We start from the raw sequence: 19,017 nt of genomic DNA on the forward strand, positions 1-19,017 counted from the left end.
CAGAAGGCTGCTTAGTGCACCAATGACGGTTGGGTCGCGACCGAGACAGTGAAGACCACGACAAACAGCACGACGATTCCCCAGAACAACACCATGACTGTCAGCATGACGACCCTAAGGCCTTGATAAAGCCTGCGCAGCCAATGGCCTTCGGGTTTTGCGTCTGCGCGGGTTCTGAGTACGCCTTTCAAGTAAAAACCGAGGAGCGCCAACAGCGCGCCATCAACCGCCAGCGCAGGCAAGCCGGCTATGGGGAAAATGCTTTCCCACCGATAGAAAGAAGACCGGCTCAGAAAGACCACATAACAAGTCAGACTGCCGTAGGGCAGTGCTCTCCACCATTTGCCGGCCAGCGCCCCGACCATCAGGCACATGATCACCATGAACGGGCTGAGGAGAATATGGATCATCCATTCCAGTACGTTGGGCAAGTAGTCCGGGGAATGGATGTTGCGCCAGAGGTATTCCAACATTGATCGGGTTCCTTCCTTCCAGGGAGTCAGTGTTGCAGCGGTGCTTCCATGCTGCTGCACGGTATCGGCGTGTTTTTGGGTTACATAAGGGCTGTTGTGTAAATCAGGGGCTTGCGGACTACGCCGGAGCATGTCCGGGCGCTGGAGGGATTCAAGGTCGCGCGCAATGGCGTGCCGTCCGTCGTGCGTGAGAAACGGTTGAGCGAACCGATTACGCAACAGTTATTAGCGTTTCGTCATCCTCTAGCGGCCGCTCGCGCCACGGTCATCAACCCCTCGCTCTACCACTGCTCTATTTTTATCTCTGCTCATCCCCCGATAAGAAAAACCGATACCTGCTTAAGGATTTCCCAGAGGCGGGCGGTATACCTGCGGCTTTACAGTCACCTCCATCGTTCAGCGTGGACGGTCTACTTACAGGCCTTGTCCGTCGGGACTTCTACAAAAATAAGAAGGTGACAGCATGAGTAGTGAAACGGTCGATATCAAAGCATGGATCGACAACCGCAAAGTGGTCCCGTACCAGTGGCTGATTATGGGTTTATGTTTTTTTATCGTGCTTTTCGATGGCTTCGACGTCGCGGTGATGGGGTTTATTGCCCCCTCGCTGATTCAAGATTGGGGATTGTCGAAAGCGGCGTTCGGCCCGGTGATGAGCGCGGGCATGATTGGGCTGGCGATCGGCGCGCTGACCGCTGGCCCTTACGCCGACCGAATCGGCCGCAAAAAGGTACTCCTGACGGCGGTGACTGGCTTCAGCGTGCTCAGCCTTGCATGCGCCTTTGCACGTAATCCCTACGAGCTGGCTGCCTTGCGCCTGCTGACCGGTGTGGCGCTGGGCGCAGCGTTGCCAAACACCACCACACTGCTTTCCGAGTATTTGCCGGAACGCAATCGGTCACTGTTCATCACGATCATGTTCACCGGATTCAATATGGGGTCGGGGTTGGGCGGATTTCTCGCCGCGTGGTTGATTCCCCATCACGGCTGGCAGTCGGTGTTGCTCGCCGGCGGGATTCTGCCGATGTTGCTGCTGCCGTTGATGTGGCTGTTGCTGCCTGAGTCGGCGCGTTTTCTCGCCGCACGCAACGCGCCCGCCAGTCAGATTGCCAAGGTGCTGAACAAGCTGGGCGGCACGTTCAGCGCAGCGACGAAATTCGTCATCGCCGAACCGCAGGCTCAGCAAAAAGCACCGCTGCGCTTGCTCTTCACCGATCGCTATCGTTTCGGCACTCTCGCCTTGTGGGCAACTTACTTCATGGGGTTGCTGGTGATCTACCTGACCATGGGCTGGATGCCGACCCTGCTGCGTGAAGGTGGGTTGTCCATCGAACGGGCCGCGACCATCACCGGACTGTTCCAGATTGGCGGTACTGTCGGCGCCATCGTGGTTGGGTGGGCGATGGACCGGCGCAATCCGAACGCGGTGATTGCCACGTCTTACGCTCTGGGTGGCGCTTTCATTCTGCTGCTGGGCGCCTTCAGCCTTGAATCGGGCCTGCTGGCATTCGGCGTGGTGGCGGCAGGTTTCTGTATGAGCGGCGCGCAAACCGGCCTCAATGCTTTCGCGCCCGGTTACTACTCGACGGACTGCCGCGCCACGGGCGTCAGCTGGATGCTGGGTATCGGCCGCTTCGGGGCTATCTTTGGTTCACTCATCGGTGGCGCGGTGCTCAGCCTCGGGCTGGGGTTGCCGCTGCTGTTTGCCCTGTTGAGCGTGCCTGCCTTTATCGCTGCACTGGCGATCCTGGCCAACGGTCATGCACGGCGCCGAGTCAGTCGGGCCTTGCTGGCGCATTAATCTTTTTCAACAAAGGAACTCGTTATGGCACGCATCATTGGTGGCCTCGCTGTATCTCACACCCCGACCATCGGCTTTGCGGTCGATCACGACAAGCAGCATGAGGCCGCCTGGGCGCCGATCTTCCGTGGCTTTGAGCCGATCAAGGTGTGGCTGAAGGAGCAGCAACCGGATGTGCTGTTCTATATCTTCAATGACCACGTGACGTCGTTTTTCTTTGATCACTATGGTGCCTTTTCCCTCGGTGTCGATGAGCGTTACGAAGTCGCCGATGAGGGCGGTAATCCACGCGAGTTACCGGGGATCGCTGGCCATGCGGCGCTGTCACGGCACATCGGCGAGAGCCTGGTGGCGGATGAATTCGACATGAGTTTCTTCCGTGACAAGCCGCTCGATCATGGCTTCTTCTCGCCGATGTCGGCGCTGTTGCCGTGCGAGCCTGACTGGCCGGTGGAGATCGTGCCGCTGCAGATTGGCGTGTTGCAGTTCCCGGTGCCGAGTGCGCGGCGTTGCTACAAGTTGGGTCAGGCGCTGCGCCGGGCGATTGAAAGCTACCCCGAGGACTTGAAAGTGGCCATCGTCGCGACCGGCGGCGTTTCCCACCAGGTGCACGGCGAGCGCTGTGGTTTCAACAACCCGGAGTGGGACCAGCAGTTCATTGACCTGTTGGTCAATGATCCCCAGCGCCTGACCGAAATGACCCACGCCGAGTACGCCGCGCTGGGGGGTATGGAAGGTTCGGAAGTGATCACCTGGCTGATCATGCGCGGCGCGCTGTCGGCCACGGTGAAAAACCTGCATCAGGATTACTACCTGCCGTCGATGACCGGCATTGCCACACTGCTGCTGGAAAACCAGGATCGACCCGTTCCCGTCGACGTCGTTGCGCGGCACTTGCAGCACATGCAGCATCAGTTGGCGGGTATCGAGAAGCTTGAAGGCACCTATCCGTTCACCCTGGAACGCAGCGCCAAGGGCTATCGGTTGAACAAGTTTTTGCATCGCATGATCGAGCCGCATTGGCGTCAGCGTTTCCTCGACCAACCCGAGGCGCTGTTCGATGAAGCAGGGCTGAGCGATGAAGAGCGGGATCTGCTGCGATGCCGCGACTGGCGCGGATTGATTCACTACGGGGCGATTTTTTTCGTGCTGGAAAAGCTCGCTGCCGTGGTTGGGGTGCCGAATCTGCAGATCTACGCGGCGATGCGCGGACAAAGCCTCGATGAATTCATGAAAACCCGTAATCAGCAGGTGCTCTATTCGGTAGCGGGCAAGGCCCCACGCTAACGACACGGCGTCATCGGCGGCTCGTTCCGGGCCGCTTCGCAACACCATTGAATGACTTCACTGCGCCCGGCTCATGCGGGCGTAGCGGACTGCTTCATCCCAAAAAAATGGATAACAATAACAATGAAAATCACCGCCAATACCCGCGTAGTCTTCACGCTGTCCGTCGTTTGTGCTCTGCCTGTCGAGGCGAGCGCCGCAGGCTTTGTGGAAGACGCCAGCGCCAATCTCAACCTGCGCAACTTCTACATCAATCGTAATTTCACCAACCCGGCCAATGCGCAGGGCAAAGCCGAGGAATGGACGCAGAATTTCATTCTCGATTTGCGCTCCGGATTCACCCAAGGCACCGTCGGCTTCGGTGTGGATGTGCTGGGCCTGTATTCGCTGAAGCTTGACGGCGGGCAAGGCACGGGTGGTACGCAATTACTGCCGCTGGACAGTGATGGCCGACCGGCCGATCAATTTGGTCGCCTGGCTGTCGCCGGGAAAATGAAAGTCGGCAAGACCGAAATCAAGCTCGGCGAGTGGATGCCAGTGTTGCCGATATTGCGTTCCGACGACGGTCGCTCGTTGCCACAAACCTTTCGTGGCGGCCAGGTCACTTCTCAGGATATCGCCGGGTTGACCCTGTATGGCGGTCAGTTCCGGCAGAACAGTCCGCGCAACGATTCAAGCATGGAAGACATGTTCATGCAGGGCAAAACCGCGTTTACCTCTGACCGTTTCAACTTCGTCGGTGGCGAATATGCATTCAACGAAAAACGCACGATGATCGGCGTGTGGAATGCTCAGCTAAAGGACATCTACCAGCAACAATATCTGCAATTGGTTCATAGCCAACCACTGGGTGACTGGACGCTGGGCGCCAATCTTGGCTACTTCTGGGGGCGCGAGGATGGCGGTGCCCGCGCAGGCGATCTGGACAACCGCACGTTCTCGGCATTGCTGTCGGCACGCTACGGCGGCAACACGTTTTACCTCGGTTTGCAAAAGCTCAGCGGCGACGATGCCTGGATGAGAGTCAACGGCACCAGCGGCGGAACGCTGGCCAACGACAGCTACAACAACAGCTACGACAATGCGCAGGAGAAATCCTGGCAACTGCGCCATGACTACAATTTCGCCGTGCTCGGCGTGCCCGGTCTGACCCTGATGAACCGTTACATCAGCGGCGACAACGTGCACAGCGGGGCCGTCACCGACGGCAAGGAATGGGGGCGCGAATCCGAGTTGGGCTACACGCTGCAAAGCGGTGCGTTGAAGAACCTCAACCTGCGCTGGCGCAACTCGAGCATTCGCCGCGATTACAGCAGCAATGACTTCGACGAGAATCGCTTGATCATCAGCTATCCGTTGAGCCTGCTTTAACCGCTTCATTGGCCTGAGTTCGGATCACCCGGCGGATCATTTCCATCAACGCCTGCGCGACGGGTGAGTGCAGGCAGCCGCTGCGGTAGGTCAGGCCAATGGCTCTGGCGGTCTGTTTCAGCTCCAGCGGCAAAATGCACAACTCGCCGGACGCGATCTCCTGTTCCAGTTGATGCGCTGAAACGGCCGCGAGCATGTCCGAGCGTAACAACAGTCCGCGAATGATCGCCATGTCGGCGCTTTCCACCACCGGGGAAGGCGCCGGAATGCCGAAACCGGCGAAGCAGTCGTCGAGCATTTTGCGCGCCGGCGAACCGGCGCGCGGCAATACCCACTGCGCGTTAGCGAGACGATCTTGCAGGCCGGTTTTGCCGTAGAGCGGATGATCACGCCGCGCAAGCACGACCATTTCCTCTGTCAGCAGTGACTCACCGACCAAGTCGCTGGCATAAGTCGATGAACGCAGTGCACCCAAAATGAAATCCACATCGCCGGCACGCAACTCGGTAGCCAGCAGGTCGAAGGGACTCTCATTGGTGATCACTTGAATGCCGGGATGCTCTGCCATCAGGCGCACGATGGCCTCGGGCAGGATGCGGGTGCGGCCGAGGGGCAGGGCGCCGACGTGCACAACACCGTGCAAGGCACCGCGAAGGGCGGTGATGTCGCTGTCGATATGGCGCAGTTCGTTCAGCGCACGGCGGATTGCAAACAGGATGTCATGACTCGCGCGGGTCGGTTGCAAACCACGCGGCGTGCGCTCGAACAGCGATTGGCCGCAGCCATTTTCCAGCACTTTCAGCGTCGAACTGACCGCGGGCTGACTCAGCCCCAGCAGGTTGGCCACTGTCTGCATGTGCTGGGTTTCACAGAGTTTGACGAACACTTGCAGGCGTCGCGCCTGGAACAGATAAAGCGGTTCAATCGCAGCTTTCTCACCTTGGCCGAGCAATGTCGGCACGCTCCCAAGCTCCGCCAATACCCTTCGCGCACGGGGTAGCAAGCGTTCACCGAAATCGGTCAGGCGCATACCGTTGGCGTGGCGCTCGAACAGCATCACGCCCAGCCGTTCTTCGAACTCGGAAATGGAGCGGGTGACCACCGATTGCGCCCGGTACAGCGCGATTGACGCCTTGGAGACGCTGCCGTGATCAGCCACGCGGACGAAGGCGCGCACGTGCATCAGGCTCGGCAGTTCAAGGTTTTCCATGGGCAAGGGCTCTGCGGGTCGGCGAATTCGACGACTATGCCGCCGCTATTTTCGAGTGGCAATAAAAAAAACGCATACCTCGAACACTCGAACGCATTACTCCGTCGGCGGGGTGCGATGCGATGCTCTTTCGCAACGCAAGAGGAGAATCCGCAATGATCGATTCAACCAAAAACGCGCTGGTTGTCAGCGCCCACTCAGCCGATTTTGTCTGGCGTGCCGGTGGCGCCATCGCCCTGCATGCACAGCAGGGGTACCACGTTCACATCGTCTGCCTGTCGTTCGGTGAGCGCGGCGAATCCGCCAAGCTGTGGCGCAAGGGCGAGATGAGCGAAGACAAGGTCAAAGCCGCACGTCGCGAAGAGGCTCAGGCCGCCGCCGACATTCTCGGGGCCAGTGTCGAGTTCTTCGATATCGGCGATTACCCGATGCGCGCCGACAAGGAAACCTTGTTCCGTCTTGCCGATGTGTTCCGCCGGGTGCAACCGGAGTTCGTCCTCAGTCACTCGCTCAAGGACCCGTATAACTACGATCACCCGCTGGCCATGAACCTGACCCAGGAGGCGCGCATCATCGCCCAGGCCGAAGGCTATAAACCGGGTGAGAAAATCGTCGGCGCGCCGCCGGTCTACAGTTTCGAGCCGCACCAGCCCGAGCAATGCGAATGGCGCCCCGATGTGCTGCTCGACATCACTGATGTCTGGGACAAGAAGTACGCGGCCATCCAGTGCATGGCCGGGCAGGAGCATTTGTGGGAGTACTACACGCGCGTCGCCCTGCAACGCGGTGTGCAAGCCAAACGTAATGTCGGGATCACCTCAACCCGCAACATCGTCTATGGCGAGGGTTACCAGAGTATTTTCCCGCGTGTCACGGAGAATCTGGGATGAGCGAACATATCGGCAAGACTGGCGTTGTCGTGCGCAATATTCAGCGCGCCGAAGCAGCGCTAATCGATGAGTTGAAACGCTTCGGGGTCGCGACCATTCATGAAGCGCAGGGTCGCAAAGGACTGTTCGCGACTTCGATCAGACCGATTCAACAAGGCACGGTGATCAGTGGTTCAGCCGTCACGGTGCTGGTTGCGCCGGGTGACAACTGGATGTTCCACGTGGCCGTCGAACAATGCCGGCCCGGCGATATTCTCGTGGTTGCACCGAGTTCGCCGTGCACCGACGGCTACTTCGGCGACCTTTTGGCCACCTCGCTCAAGGCCCACGGCGTTCGGGCGCTAGTGATTGATGCGGGCGTGCGCGACACCCACACCCTGCGCGAAATGGGCTTCCCGGTCTGGTCCCGTGCCATCAGCGCGCAAGGCACAATTAAAGAAACCCTGGGCTCGGTCAACCTGCCGCTGGTGTGCGGCGGGCAACTGGTGCACCCGGGTGATGTGGTTGTTGCTGATGACGATGGTGTGGTGGTCGTGCGACGCACCGAGCTGCAGCAAGTCGTCGAAGCCAGTCGCGCCCGCGCCGACCTGGAGGAACAGAAGGCCCTGCGCCTGGCCAAGGGCGAACTGGGTCTGGACATCTACAACATGCGCGCGCGCCTGGCGGAAAAGGGTTTGCGTTACGTCGACAGTCTTGAAGAACTGGGAGACTGAGCATGGCGCAGACCCGCATTCCCTGTCTGCTGATGCGCGGCGGTACGTCGAAAGGCGCTTACTTTCTGGCCGACGATTTACCGCACGAGCCCGCGCTGCGAGACCGCGTGCTGCTGGCGGTGATGGGCTCGCCGGATGCGCGGCAGATTGACGGCATTGGCGGCGCTGATTCGCTGACCAGCAAAGTGGCGATCGTCAGACCGTCGAGCCGCGCGGGTGCCGATGTCGATTACCTTTTCGCCCAGGTGCTGGTGGATGAGCCGCGTGTCGATTACGGTCAGAACTGCGGAAACATCCTCGCCGGTGTCGGTCCGTTCGCCATCGAGCGTGGGTTGGTAGCAGTGACAGCCGATGTCACCCCAGTGCGGATCTACATGGAAAACACCGGACAGATCGCCATCGCCCATGTGCCAACGTCTGATGGTGAGGCGCGCTACGACGGCGACGCGCGTATCGACGGCGTGCCGGGGCAGGCCGCGCCGCTGATTGTCGAATTCGAGGATGTCGCTGGCGCCAGCTGCGGTGCCATGTTGCCGACCGGCAACGCCCGGGACGTGATCGACGGCGTCGAAGTGACCTGCATCGATAACGGCATGCCCGTGGTGCTGATCAACGCGCAAGAGCTTGGTTGCAGTGGCTATGAGAGTCCCGCGCAACTCGACGTCAATGCTTCACTGAAACAGCGTCTGGAGTCCATCCGCCTGCAAGCGGGACAGCGCATGAATCTGGGTGATGTGAGTCAGCGCAACGTACCGAAGATGTGCCTGATTGCACCGCCGCAGGTAGGTGGGGCCATCACCACACGCAGTTTCATTCCCCATCGCTGCCACACCAGCATTGGCGTGTTCGGCGCGGTCAGCGTGGCTGCCGCCTGCCTGATCAAAGGCAGTGTGGCGGCGGTCATGGCCGTTGTGGAGGAGGGCGAGGTGAAACGCCTGTCGATCGAACATCCGACGGGCGAGTTCACTGTGGAGTTGCGCTTGCAGGACGAGCGATTGCTCGGGTGCGGACTGATGCGCACGGCTCGGTTGTTGTTTGATGGCCTCGTCTGCATTCCATCAGCGATCTGGAGTGGCAAAGCCGTTGGTCAATCAGGAGAGTGCTTCTCGCAAGTACGCGTAAAGAGCTGAAAAAACGCGCAAGCGATCCACCCATGTGGAGCAGGTCGCGCGTGCCCAGAACCGACAAAGCCCTGAATAGTCAGGGCTTTGTTGTATGCAGTGGAAGCTCGGCGGGTGAGTCGCTTTGATCTGCCAGACCCTGTGAAAGCTCGTTGATCGATCGCCACCTTCTTTCTGTCGACCATTTTTGTCGAACTCATGGGCTCCCGACACTCGACAGCCACACTCAAGCACCTGATTGTGAGTCCCGGGCTTTGGATACTGGTACCGGCAATGATTGCGACCGGTGCAAGTGGAGTGTTAATGAGTCGGAAACGATAAGGACGACTGGTCGCTTTGAAGAAGAAACGCATGCCATTCATTGCCGCCAATGGCCTGTTGGTTCTGCTGCCGTGCGCCATAGTGCTTAATCAATGGGCGTCGGCGGGAAGCCTGGATACGCGTTTTTACTTCGTGCAGGTAATCGAACTGATCGCAGGGGCCACCAATCTCGCATTAATGGGGATGAATATGCGTGACGGCCTGCGCCTGAGCGGCCGACTGCTGCGGGTTGCACCTCACAGACAGTAAGCTGAATACTTGCTTCCGTTTGTTTTAAAAGCTGGGGCGAAATTTGCCATTCGTGATCAGCTGCTATCGGCCATAAGCAGTCATTAGCATGTGGTCGTTACCTACCCATTGCTGTCGCTCGCAAGGGGCGGCTATCAGTAGCAGACAATAACTCGAAGGTGCCCCACGAGCCCAAGGACGATTCCGTCACAGACTGTCTGGAAACTGAGCTGGTTATGGACACCGAGCTTGGGTTTTTGACACAACGGGACGGGTCTCTAAACCGCAGCTGCCACGACGACTTCGCATGTTTGGCCACCCGTTTGCTTCAATCGAGTGTCCGTAGTGTTTCAACGATAAGTGAACGCACCCAGCGATGGCCTGCGTCTCGCTGAGTTCGTTCATGCCAGACCAGGATTTTTCTGAAGCCTGGAATTTCAACAGGCGGCTCTATTGATGTGAGCCCGATGTTGTTCACTGCCAATCGACGCGGCACGACAGCGATTATGTCGCTGTACGTTAGAATCTCTGGAAGTACCAGAAAGCTGGTCACCGACACTGTCACTCGACGTGATCTTCCAAGTTTTTCAAGAGCATCATCCGTCACTCCATGAAAACCACCCCCTGCCGGCGAAACCAAGGCGTGATCCAATGCGCAGAATCGATCCAGTGAAAGCTTGCCATTCAGCGCATCTGGGTGATCAGCGCGCATCACGCATACATAGCTTTCATCAAAGAGTGCCATCGCATGCAATCCTGGTGTTACCGCTTCAGGGGTAACCAATGCGAGATCGATCTCACCTCGATCTAGCTGATTTTGAAGCTCTTGATGATCCACTGGCTGGACACTAACGCGGATGTTCGGCGCTTGTATCCTTAGCGCGCTGAGAAATGGTACGACTACAGCGCGCAATGCATAGTCGGTCGAAGCAATCCTTATTGTCATGCTCGCCGTCAACGGATCAAAGCTTTGCGGCTGAAGCATGCCTTCAATATCTGCCAGCAATTTCTTAACCGGTGCTGCAAGTTGCTCAGCGCGCAACGTTGGCACGATGCCGCGTTGGGCGCGCACGAAAAGCGGATCGGCGAAGCTTTCTCGGAGCCTGTTAAGCATGCCGCTCACAGCAGGCTGGGTGAGCGATAGTCGATTTGCGGCTCGCGTAACACTACGTTCGTCGAGCAACGCATCCAGTGCTTTGAGCAGGTTGAGATCGAGAGTTCTGATATCAGGATTCATGATGTGCGAAATAAAACATAGCGATTGGTCTTATTTCTAGCCTACACCCATCATGGTCTCAATTCATCAACTGAGCGCTGCATAACCATGAACGAGATCATTTGGCCTGAAGGCTACCTGCCAGGGTTTACCGAAAACTTTGTCTCTAACGAGGTCATCATCGCGGGATTGAGTGCCGCACACGTATGGCCTCTGCTCAGCCAGGCGCAGAGATGGCCCTCGTACTACGCCAACTCGGCAAACATCCAGTTTCATGATCACATCGGGCCGGATCTGCAAGACGGGGTATCTTTCTACTTTGAAACGTTCGGCTTTCCGGTCGAGGCTTTATGCAATGAGTACGTGCCGCCAACCCTAACCTCTCCAGGACGAATTGCGTGGCATGGATGGTCGGGTGAGGGTAACGCTCGGCTTGACGTTCACCATGCCTGGCTTATTGAAGACCTCTCTGGTGGACGAGTGCGCATCCTGACTCAGGAAACACAGAAGGGTAAACCAGCGGAGGATCTCGCCAAGGCCAAACCCAATCCGATGATCAACGGTCATCAGGACTGGCTGGACGGCTTGGTGGGCGCGGCACGCTTGTCTTCCGGCATGTAACCTCTGAATTTAGTCTTTAGCCGTGGGCTTCAGAGGCGGTCAGATCAGGCATTCCAAGTGCGGCCCCAAGGCATCCGTATCTTAGCTTTGGGGCGATTCGACAAAAGCCTGACGGCTTCCCTACGTTATCCGCAATATTTGAACTTCATTCTAACGGCAGCGGACGATCAATGATCACGTGCTTCATCACCAACGTCGATGTCAGACGCTGTACGTTGGGCAACCTCGACAGTTCCTCATCGTACAGTTTTTGAAATGCAGGAAGATCTGCTGTCACCACCATCAGCAGGTAATCAGGATCACCAAAAAGTCTCTGAGCTTGGACGATGTAAGGAATTCGCGGTAAAGCATCTTCAAAATCAGCTACTGCTTTTTGGTGTCCCTCTCTAAGCGTCACGAATATCAGGGACGAGAAATTGAGTCCTAACTCAGTTGCGGATAGTTGAGCTCGATAACCCTTGATCACTCCCTGATCTTCCATTGCCCGAACGCGTCGATGGCATGGAGACAAACTGAGACCTACGCGGTCGGCCAGCTCCGTCAGTGACTGACGACCATCTTGCTGTAGTTGCGCAAGAATCTTCTTGTCCATGCGATCCATTAAGTAAAACCTTCTAATTCAGTGAGCTTTGACAGGTATCTTCGAAAGATAATACCACCTCGCTTTCATTATCCTTCTATCAAGGTTTTTCAGGGCCAAGCGGCGCTTTGAATTGATGGAAGAGGAAGGATTTGATCGTGACTGTTTCTCTGATTATGGCGTTTTGGGCCGTATCATTTTTGTTTGTTATCACGCCCGGGGTCGACTGGGCCTACGCGATTTCGGCAGGTTTGCGAGGCCGCGTCTTACCCGCCGTAGCCGGCATGGTTTCCGGCCATCTTGTGGCCACGCTGATCGTCGCCGCAGGTGTGGGCGGGGTGCTGGTCAAAATTCCCTATGCATTGCTGACGTTAACGCTGATGGGGGCCGCCTATCTCTTATGGCTCGGCCTTAACATGTTGTTCAAGCCTTCGCTGCCTGCTCAAGGGGCATCCCGCGATGAAGGTGCCGGGATGGCCTGGGCGATAAAGGGACTATGCGTCAGCGGTCTCAACCCGAAAGTCCTATTGTTGTTCCTGGCGCTGCTACCTCAGTTCACTGATGCGTCAGCCGCATGGCCAGTAGGGGCTCAGATTGTCACCCTAGGCCTGATTCATGGTGTCAGTTGCGGTGTCGTCTATCTCGCGGTCGGCTATGGCGCTGGTGCGGTGCTTGCTTCACGACCAGCAGCGGCAATCAATGTGAGTCGGATATCGGGAGCCGCCATGATCGTAATCGCTGTGGTTCTAGCTGCCGAGCGGCTGGCCATTTGAATTGAGGAAGCGAAATGTCTGATCAAAATATTGCCCCCTATAACAGCCCGCGTCGCGGTAGGGTACGAATTCCACATTTACGGGATATGAAGGTACTGGGTCAGAAATGGGCCATGTTGACTGCTTATGACATGTACGCAGCGTCAGTGTTTGAGGCGGCAGGAATTCCAGTGCTGCTCGTAGGCGATTCCGCTGCCAACAACGTGTTTGGACATAACTCGACGTTGGCAATAACAGTTGACGAGATGCTTCCTCTTGTCAGAGCGGTTTCGAGTGCTACCGAACGGGCGTTGGTCATTGCCGATTTGCCCTTTGGCTCTTATCAGGGATCGCCTGAGCAATGCTTCCATACCGCAGTGCGCTTCATGAAGGAAGGCGGCGCTCATGCCGTAAAGCTCGAAGGAGGGATCGAGATGCTTGCGCAGGTTGAGATGTTGATAGCCGCTGGCATACCGGTTATGGCCCATATCGGTTTTACCCCACAGGCAGAACATCAGCTGGGCGGATACCGCATCCAGGGCAAAGGCGAAGACGCGCAGCGGTTGATTGACTTGAGCGTTGCCTTCGAGCGTGCTGGGGCGTTTGGCCTGCTGATAGAGATGGTGCCAGGCGATGTAGCAACGAGGATCACCGAGACAGTCTCCATCCCTACCGTAGGAATTGGTGCTGGTAATGGCTGCGATGCACAGGTGCTTGTCTGGCAGGACATGGCGGGACTAAGGGATGGTCAGTTGCCGCGATTCGTCAAGCAGTATGCGGATATGAGAAAGGTGATGAGTGACGCTGCTCAAGCCTTCGCTAAAGATGTCGAATCGGGCTCATTCCCTGGGCCAGAACATACTTTTTAGAGCATCGGAGATGGCAATGAGCACACTGCGCCAGAAGGCGATAGAAGGCCTCGAGGAAGGTGACACTTTTGAAATCAAACGCACTTTTTCGGACGCAGACATCGCCCAGTTTGAAGCGCTATCGCGCGATCACAACCCAGTGCATTCCAATGCCATGTATGCAGAGGCCAAAGGCTTTGATGGTGTCATCGCTCACGGTTTGCTTACCGCGACATTGATCACAGAGATCGGAGGGCAGTTGGGGTGGCTGGCTACTTCCATGAATTTGCGCTTCAAGCGCCCCGTTTATGTGGGGGATGAGCTTTCCTGTGTGTGGAAAATTATGGGGATCGATGAGGGCAATCGGGCTCAAGCCGAGGTAATTGTGACCAACAGTAGCGGCCTGTCTGTCTTGCTCGCGGAGACGACAGGGCTAATTCCCAATGACGCCGAGAGAAAACTACTCGCATCAATGACGGTTGATGAGATCTAGGCTTATCAGGGCGATGCAAAAACACCTTTTGTAGAGAATTTACAGATGCATGGCTTACTAAAATTAATTATTCGACCGGGAACGGAAAAGGCAGACGCCGGCTTTCTCGTTTTAGCCGCTTTCGTTGGTTGCGCAGCGGGACTATTGCTGGCCTACAAAGTGTCGCTTTCGGTGGGATTGCCCTTCGCACTTTGTGCAACCGTAATGCTTCATCTCACCTGGCGGACGCCAGGTTTTTCTCCCCAAACGACACAAAAATCTGGCCGTGCTGACGTATAGCATAACGGGAATAGTGGGGCCGTCTGATCGGTGCAATCAATCAAAGACCTGCTAAATGATTCGCTCTTTAATGGGCACTTTTATGAATCGCACATGACCGCTTTTGGCCGAAAACGGTCGTTCGTGAGTGGCAGCTATCGGCCCAGAGTGTGTAAAAACGCATATGGACTCGCGGTGACGGTTACGCATCCGGTTCGAAGACACCTGCATCCACGAGCATCTCAACTAATGCCTCTGGCCATACCGTTTCTCCAGTAGATTTCAGCTCGGGAGCGGACCACCAGTGATGATCTGCCATGACCTGAGTCTCGTGTAAGGTCCATTCGGAGCTGGAAAGGACAAGGTTTTCTGCGTGCACAACGAAATACTGCTCAACTGCCAATACCGTCTCGCCGCTGGGCAGGAGCATTGAAAACCTGCGATCTGCCACAGGCCCTACAACTGTGTTGACTTGAATACCGGTCTCCTCACGCAGTTCACGTATTGCCGCGGCGTGAAATGTTTCTCCATCCTCAAGGCCACCGCCAGGGGTGGCCCAGTAATTTCTCCCGGCTAAGGCACCGTCTTTGTGAAGAAATTTGAAAAGCAGGACATCTCGAGAGGGGCTTATAACTAGTAATCGTGCTGCCTTTCGCTCACGCATTTAACGTATATCTTCCCTAACAGTTGAGATGTGGAGTGCAGTCCTGATTGGCGGGGGGCGCCCACCTAGCTCGTAGCATTATGATGGGGTAATGATACTTCAGCAGGGCTGCCCATGAAGCGCTTCATCCAAGGTGAACAGCGCGGCCAAAGCACATTGCTTCCCGAGAGCCTCGACGACTGCGTCAGCGATACCAACCCCGTGCGCACAGTCGACGTCTTCGTCGACGAACTGGACTTGGTCAATTTGGGTTTTGAAGGTGCTGTTCCTGCTGATACCGGCCGGCCTGCTTACCATCCTGAGGTCCTGCTTCTGGTCGCCATCGATGGCAGCAAATCAGCAGACAAGGCTGATGGGCGTTTTAACAACGACGCTTTTATCTATGACGCCGCGAAAAATCAGTATGTATGCCCAGCTGGGGAAACGCTGATATGGCGCTTCTCCAGCGTCGAGAAAGGCATGAAGCTGCATCGTTATTGGAGTTCGAAATGCCAAGGCTGTGCGTTGAAATTGCAGTGCACACCTAGTACGGAACGGCGAATCCGACGCTGGGAGCATGAGGCAGTATTAGAGAAGATGCAGCTTCGGCTAAGCAAAGCGCCGGACATGATGCGCATCCGCAAACGTACGGTCGAGCATCCCTTCGGGACGCTGAAGCAATGGATGGGCGCTACGCGTTTCTTGACTCGAAAGCTTGAGGGCGTGGGTGCTGAAATGAGCTTGAACGTACTCGCCTACAACATGAAACGGGTTATAAAAATCCTCGGCACCAGCGGCTTGATGAAGGCGTTGTCGGCCTGAAAGCGTTGGCTTGGTTGACTACCTGGCGCTAGAAGCCTCGCTGAAACCTCCAAGACCATAGTGACGACACGCAGGGCTTACGGCGAGCAACTACTCGGCTAACTACCGTGGGCACTACGCACCGACAGCACACCTGCGCGGTTTTACACACTCTGGGCCGAAAGCGGACATTCACGACGATCCGCTATTGGCCGAAATCTGTCTTTAACGACAGCCATCAACTTCACGAGTATCCGCAAATATCAGCTTACGCCCCGGCTGACATCCGGTGATGCTCCAGCAAGAAGTCCACAAACAATCGCACCCGCGCCGGCATCGCCGCGCCACCAACGAACACCGCATGAATCGGTTCCTGGTCTCCGGGGTTCCAGGCCTCCAGCAGCGCAATCAGCTCGCCGCGCTGCAGATCCTCGCTCACGCTGAACTCTCCGATACGGGCAATGCCGGCACCGACTCGGGCGAATTGTGCCAACGCTTCACCACTGCTGCATTCGATGTTGCCGCTGACCTTCAGGGAAAACGCTTTGCCATCGCCGATAAATGGCCAGTTGGGTTCGGCACGCTTGAAATTGAAGCGCAGGCAGTTGTGCTGTAGCAAGTCTTCCGGTTCCTGCGGGACGCCGTGGCGCTGCAGATACTCCGGCGATGCCACCACGACCTGGCCGGTGGTGCCGATCCTGCGTGCGGTCAGCGGGCTGTCGGGCAGATGACCGAAGCGCACCGCGACGTCGGCCTGCCCGCCGAGAATGTCGACCACTTCGTCGCCGAGGGTGAGGTCGACGACGATGTTCGGGTAACGCGCGCTGAAGGCTGCGACCAATGGAACGATGGCCAGGCGTCCATGACCAAGGGCGGCACTGACCCGCAATCGCCCCTTGGGCACGCCCTGATCGGCGATGGCTTCTTCGACCTCGTCCATGTCGGCGAGGATCCGCCGGGCGCCGCGCAGGAACGCTTCGCCCTCGGCCGTGAAGGTAATCGCTCGGGTAGTGCGCAACAGCAGGCGGGTGCCAAGCCGTTGCTCGGTGCGCGCGATGATCCGACTGACTGCCGAGGGTGTCAGACCCAGTGCACGCGCGGCGGCCGACAAGCTGCCTTCCTGTGCGACGGTGGTGAACACGCTCATTTCACCTGACCTGCCGTTGAAATCCACTTGTGCCTCCTACGCAAAGGTGATTGCCAAAAACGCTATCTACCGCCTGAAAGGGCGGGATCGTAGCATTGGCAGCATAGATGAGGAGCTTTTCATGCGTATCAATCCACCACTTGTTGCACTCGCCATCGGTGCCTTCGGCATCGGCGTTACAGAATTCGCCCCCATGGGCATGTTGCCGGGTATCGCTGCGGATCTGGGCGTTTCCATTCCCGCAGCCGGTTTGCTGGTCAGTGCTTATGCGCTAGGCGTATTGCTCGGCGCACCGCTGATGACCCTGACCACCGGCAGGATTCCCCGGCGCTATCTGCTGATCGGGCTCATGGCGATTTTCACCCTGGGTAATCTGATGTCAGCGTTGGCCACCGATTACTACAGCCTGATGGTCGCCAGGGTCGTGACCTCACTGAACCACGGTGCTTTTTTTGGCGTTGGCTCCGTCGTCGCCGCTACCCTGGTCGCCCCGGAAAAACGCGCCGGGGCAGTGGCGGCGATGTTCATGGGCCTGACTCTGGCGACCATCGGCGGTGTACCGCTGGCCGCCTGGTTTGGCGAACTGTTCGGTTGGCGCACGGCGTTCTGGGGCATTACCGGCCTGGGCGTGCTGACCATGGCCGCATTGTGGTTCGCCTTGCCCAACGTGCGGGCGCCGCAGAGTGTCGGTGTCATGGCGGAAATCCGCGTCTTGGGGCGAGGCCCGGTGCTGGCCGCGCTGGCCCTGACCGTGGTCGGCTCGAGCGCGATGTTCACCGTCTTCACCTACATCGCGCCGATCCTCAGCAGCGAGACCCATGCGTCCACCGCCTTCATCACCGCCATGCTGATGCTTTACGGTGTCGGGTTGACGCTGGGCAACATGTGGGGCGGCAAGGCCGCTGACCGTTCGATCGATCGCACCCTGATCGTCTCGCTGAGCGTGCTGATTGTCGTGTTGTTGGCGTTCACCGTACTGATGCGTTGGCCGCTGCCGGCCGCCGTGGCCATTCTGATCTGGGGTATTGCCAGCTTTGCCCTGGTGCCGCCGCTGCAGATGCGTGTGATGGAAGCGGCCAAGGACGCGCCCAATCTGGCCTCGGCGGTGAACATCGGCGCCTTCAACTTCGGCAATGCGATTGGCGCAGCGCTGGGCGGTGCGGTGATCAGCAGTGGGCTGGGTTATCCGGCGATCTCCCTGGCCGGCGCGGCAATGGCGGGCCTGGGGTTGCTGATGGTGTTGGGGTTTGCGTGGCGTTCCAGAACGGTTGAAGCTGCAGTCGTGTAACACGTTCAACAATGCTTGGCGAGTTGTCAGTATTCGAGAGGATGAGTAAGCTGCCCCCATGAATCAGCCATCCCTATCTGCCTCCTCGCCGAGCACTCGCGGCCCCGCCGAACACGACATTCGTAACCAGATTGTCGCTGCGGCCAACGAGCACTTCAGCCAATACGGCTACGGTAAAACTACGGTTTCTGACCTGGCCAAGGCCATCGGTTTTTCCAAGGCTTACATCTATAAATTCTTTGATTCCAAGCAGGCGATTGGCGAGGCCATTTGCACCAACTGTCTGGGCCAGATCGTTGCCGCCGTCGAACAGGCGATTAACGCGCAAGCGCTTTCAGCCACAGAGCGTTTGCGCAGGTTGGTGAAAACCGTGATCGCCACGGGCGTGGACCTGTTCTTCAATGATCGCAAGCTCTACGACATCGCGGCGTTTTCCGCCTCGGAGCGCTGGAACAGTGCTCAGGTGTATGAAGCGCAGATCAAGGGCTTTATCGTCGACATCGTGCGTCAAGGTCGAGAAGCGGGGGAGTTCGAGCGCAAGACCCCGCTGGACGAGACCGTCGAGGCGATCAATCTGGCGCTGCGACCTTTCGTCAATCCGCTGCTGTTGCAACACAATCTGGATTTGATCGAGCAAGCGCCCACGCTGACCACCAATCTCATCCTGCGCAGCCTCATGCCTTGACCCTTCCCTGAGCAAAATTTTCAGGCGACTCAAGTCAAGGCGACATCCTCATATCAAGTTTCCTGTTCCCTGCACATGAGTGGCGGGAGAGATATCCATTTAGCTCCAAGTGACCATATATTGAATTGGTCATATGGATAATATGGCTTCTTGCAGCTCAGACTGCCAGTAACCATAATACTTACGAGTCGTTCCTGTCGGTCGATTGGTAGTCCTTTATTGCTGATGGTCAGGATGCAGTCATTTCCAAAATAGTGACTATTGACGATA

20 protein-coding genes are annotated in these 19,017 nt (G+C 57.3%); 14 read left to right on the forward strand and 6 right to left on the reverse strand.

Annotated features, from left to right (window positions below; all coding sequences use genetic code 11):
- Nucleotides 1-11 precede the first annotated feature (11 nt).
- A complete protein-coding gene (locus CQ009_RS12075; protein ID WP_105706386.1) occupies nucleotides 12-473 on the reverse strand; it encodes a hypothetical protein in 462 nt (153 codons plus the stop codon).
- Nucleotides 474-936: 463 nt separating this feature from the next.
- On the opposite strand from CQ009_RS12075, the gene CQ009_RS12080 reads away from it, so the two are divergent.
- The 3 genes from CQ009_RS12080 (at nucleotide 937) to CQ009_RS12090 (ending at nucleotide 4,932) form a co-directional block, all read left to right on the forward strand.
- Nucleotides 937-2,274, forward strand: coding sequence for an aromatic acid/H+ symport family MFS transporter (locus CQ009_RS12080; protein WP_105706388.1), 1,338 nt, complete (start codon nucleotides 937-939; stop codon nucleotides 2,272-2,274).
- Nucleotides 2,275-2,298: 24 nt separating this feature from the next.
- Nucleotides 2,299-3,561: a gallate dioxygenase gene (locus CQ009_RS12085; protein WP_105706391.1), complete on the forward strand. Its 1,263-nt coding sequence runs from the start codon at nucleotides 2,299-2,301 to the stop codon at nucleotides 3,559-3,561.
- A 123-nt stretch (nucleotides 3,562-3,684) separates the two neighbouring features.
- Complete coding sequence (locus CQ009_RS12090) at nucleotides 3,685-4,932, forward strand: OprD family porin (protein ID WP_105706393.1); 1,248 nt, start codon at nucleotides 3,685-3,687, stop codon at nucleotides 4,930-4,932.
- Here CQ009_RS12090 and CQ009_RS12095 read toward each other — a convergent pair.
- Nucleotides 4,907-6,142 (reverse strand): LysR family transcriptional regulator, encoded by a 1,236-nt coding sequence (locus tag CQ009_RS12095; RefSeq protein ID WP_105706395.1) that lies wholly within the window; start codon nucleotides 6,140-6,142, stop codon nucleotides 4,907-4,909. The two genes, CQ009_RS12090 and CQ009_RS12095, sit on opposite strands and share 26 nt — an antisense overlap.
- Nucleotides 6,143-6,297: 155 nt before the next feature.
- Here CQ009_RS12095 and galB point away from each other — a divergent pair, with 155 nt between their 5' ends.
- The 4 genes from galB (at nucleotide 6,298) to CQ009_RS30195 (ending at nucleotide 9,436) form a co-directional block, all read left to right on the forward strand.
- Nucleotides 6,298-7,032 (forward strand): 4-oxalmesaconate hydratase, encoded by a 735-nt coding sequence (gene galB, locus CQ009_RS12100; protein WP_105706397.1) that lies wholly within the window; start codon nucleotides 6,298-6,300, stop codon nucleotides 7,030-7,032.
- Complete coding sequence (locus tag CQ009_RS12105) at nucleotides 7,029-7,745, forward strand: 4-carboxy-4-hydroxy-2-oxoadipate aldolase/oxaloacetate decarboxylase (RefSeq protein ID WP_105706399.1); 717 nt, start codon at nucleotides 7,029-7,031, stop codon at nucleotides 7,743-7,745. The genes galB and CQ009_RS12105 overlap by 4 nt, the downstream gene beginning before the upstream one ends.
- A gap of 2 nt (nucleotides 7,746-7,747) precedes the next feature.
- The gene (locus CQ009_RS12110) at nucleotides 7,748-8,875 is read left to right on the forward strand and encodes a 4-oxalomesaconate tautomerase (protein WP_105706401.1); all 1,128 of its coding nucleotides are present in this window, start codon (nucleotides 7,748-7,750) and stop codon (nucleotides 8,873-8,875) included.
- A gap of 342 nt (nucleotides 8,876-9,217) precedes the next feature.
- Nucleotides 9,218-9,436 carry a hypothetical protein gene (locus CQ009_RS30195; protein WP_241091093.1) on the forward strand — a complete coding sequence of 73 codons (219 nt, stop codon included), beginning with the start codon at nucleotides 9,218-9,220 and terminating at the stop codon, nucleotides 9,434-9,436.
- Between the two features lie 307 nt (nucleotides 9,437-9,743).
- Here CQ009_RS30195 and CQ009_RS12120 read toward each other — a convergent pair whose 3' ends face one another.
- Complete coding sequence (locus CQ009_RS12120) at nucleotides 9,744-10,652, reverse strand: LysR family transcriptional regulator (RefSeq protein WP_105706403.1); 909 nt, start codon at nucleotides 10,650-10,652, stop codon at nucleotides 9,744-9,746.
- Nucleotides 10,653-10,739: 87 nt separating this feature from the next.
- Here CQ009_RS12120 and CQ009_RS12125 point away from each other — a divergent pair, with 87 nt between their 5' ends.
- The gene (locus CQ009_RS12125) at nucleotides 10,740-11,252 is read left to right on the forward strand and encodes a polyketide cyclase (RefSeq protein ID WP_105706405.1); all 513 of its coding nucleotides are present in this window, start codon (nucleotides 10,740-10,742) and stop codon (nucleotides 11,250-11,252) included.
- 145 nt (nucleotides 11,253-11,397) lie between these two features.
- On the opposite strand, the gene CQ009_RS12130 is transcribed toward CQ009_RS12125, so the two are convergent.
- Nucleotides 11,398-11,853: an Lrp/AsnC family transcriptional regulator gene (locus CQ009_RS12130; RefSeq protein WP_105706407.1), complete on the reverse strand. Its 456-nt coding sequence runs from the start codon at nucleotides 11,851-11,853 to the stop codon at nucleotides 11,398-11,400.
- Nucleotides 11,854-11,984: 131 nt separating this feature from the next.
- On the opposite strand from CQ009_RS12130, the gene CQ009_RS12135 reads away from it, so the two are divergent.
- Genes CQ009_RS12135 through CQ009_RS12145 form a run of 3 tightly spaced genes read left to right on the forward strand, consistent with a single transcriptional unit; the run spans nucleotide 11,985 to nucleotide 13,925 of the window.
- Nucleotides 11,985-12,605 (forward strand): LysE family translocator, encoded by a 621-nt coding sequence (locus tag CQ009_RS12135; RefSeq protein ID WP_105706409.1) that lies wholly within the window; start codon nucleotides 11,985-11,987, stop codon nucleotides 12,603-12,605.
- Nucleotides 12,606-12,619: 14 nt separating this feature from the next.
- A complete protein-coding gene (gene panB, locus CQ009_RS12140) occupies nucleotides 12,620-13,453 on the forward strand; it encodes a 3-methyl-2-oxobutanoate hydroxymethyltransferase (protein ID WP_105706411.1) in 834 nt (277 codons plus the stop codon).
- Nucleotides 13,454-13,469: 16 nt separating this feature from the next.
- The gene (locus tag CQ009_RS12145) at nucleotides 13,470-13,925 is read left to right on the forward strand and encodes a MaoC family dehydratase (RefSeq protein ID WP_105706413.1); all 456 of its coding nucleotides are present in this window, start codon (nucleotides 13,470-13,472) and stop codon (nucleotides 13,923-13,925) included.
- Nucleotides 13,926-14,385: 460 nt separating this feature from the next.
- Here the strand turns inward: CQ009_RS12145 and CQ009_RS12150 are convergent, their stop codons facing one another.
- Nucleotides 14,386-14,847, reverse strand: coding sequence for an NUDIX hydrolase (locus CQ009_RS12150; protein WP_105706415.1), 462 nt, complete (start codon nucleotides 14,845-14,847; stop codon nucleotides 14,386-14,388).
- Nucleotides 14,848-14,961: 114 nt separating this feature from the next.
- Between CQ009_RS12150 and CQ009_RS12155 the strand changes: the two genes are divergently transcribed.
- A complete protein-coding gene (locus tag CQ009_RS12155; protein ID WP_105706418.1) occupies nucleotides 14,962-15,648 on the forward strand; it encodes a transposase in 687 nt (228 codons plus the stop codon).
- 247 nt (nucleotides 15,649-15,895) lie between these two features.
- On the opposite strand, the gene CQ009_RS12160 is transcribed toward CQ009_RS12155, so the two are convergent.
- Nucleotides 15,896-16,801, reverse strand: a complete 906-nt coding sequence (locus CQ009_RS12160) for a LysR family transcriptional regulator (protein ID WP_105706420.1) — start codon at nucleotides 16,799-16,801, stop codon at nucleotides 15,896-15,898.
- Between the two features lie 94 nt (nucleotides 16,802-16,895).
- Here CQ009_RS12160 and CQ009_RS12165 point away from each other — a divergent pair, with 94 nt between their 5' ends.
- Both CQ009_RS12165 and CQ009_RS12170 read left to right on the forward strand, forming a co-directional pair.
- Nucleotides 16,896-18,062, forward strand: a complete 1,167-nt coding sequence (locus CQ009_RS12165; protein ID WP_016986841.1) for an MFS transporter — start codon at nucleotides 16,896-16,898, stop codon at nucleotides 18,060-18,062.
- A gap of 58 nt (nucleotides 18,063-18,120) precedes the next feature.
- Nucleotides 18,121-18,747, forward strand: a complete 627-nt coding sequence (locus CQ009_RS12170; protein WP_105706422.1) for a TetR/AcrR family transcriptional regulator — start codon at nucleotides 18,121-18,123, stop codon at nucleotides 18,745-18,747.
- Nucleotides 18,748-19,017: the final 270 nt, after the last annotated feature.

The sequence above is a fragment of the Pseudomonas sp. MYb2 genome, assembly GCF_002979955.1.
GTDB lineage: Bacteria > Pseudomonadota > Gammaproteobacteria > Pseudomonadales > Pseudomonadaceae > Aquipseudomonas.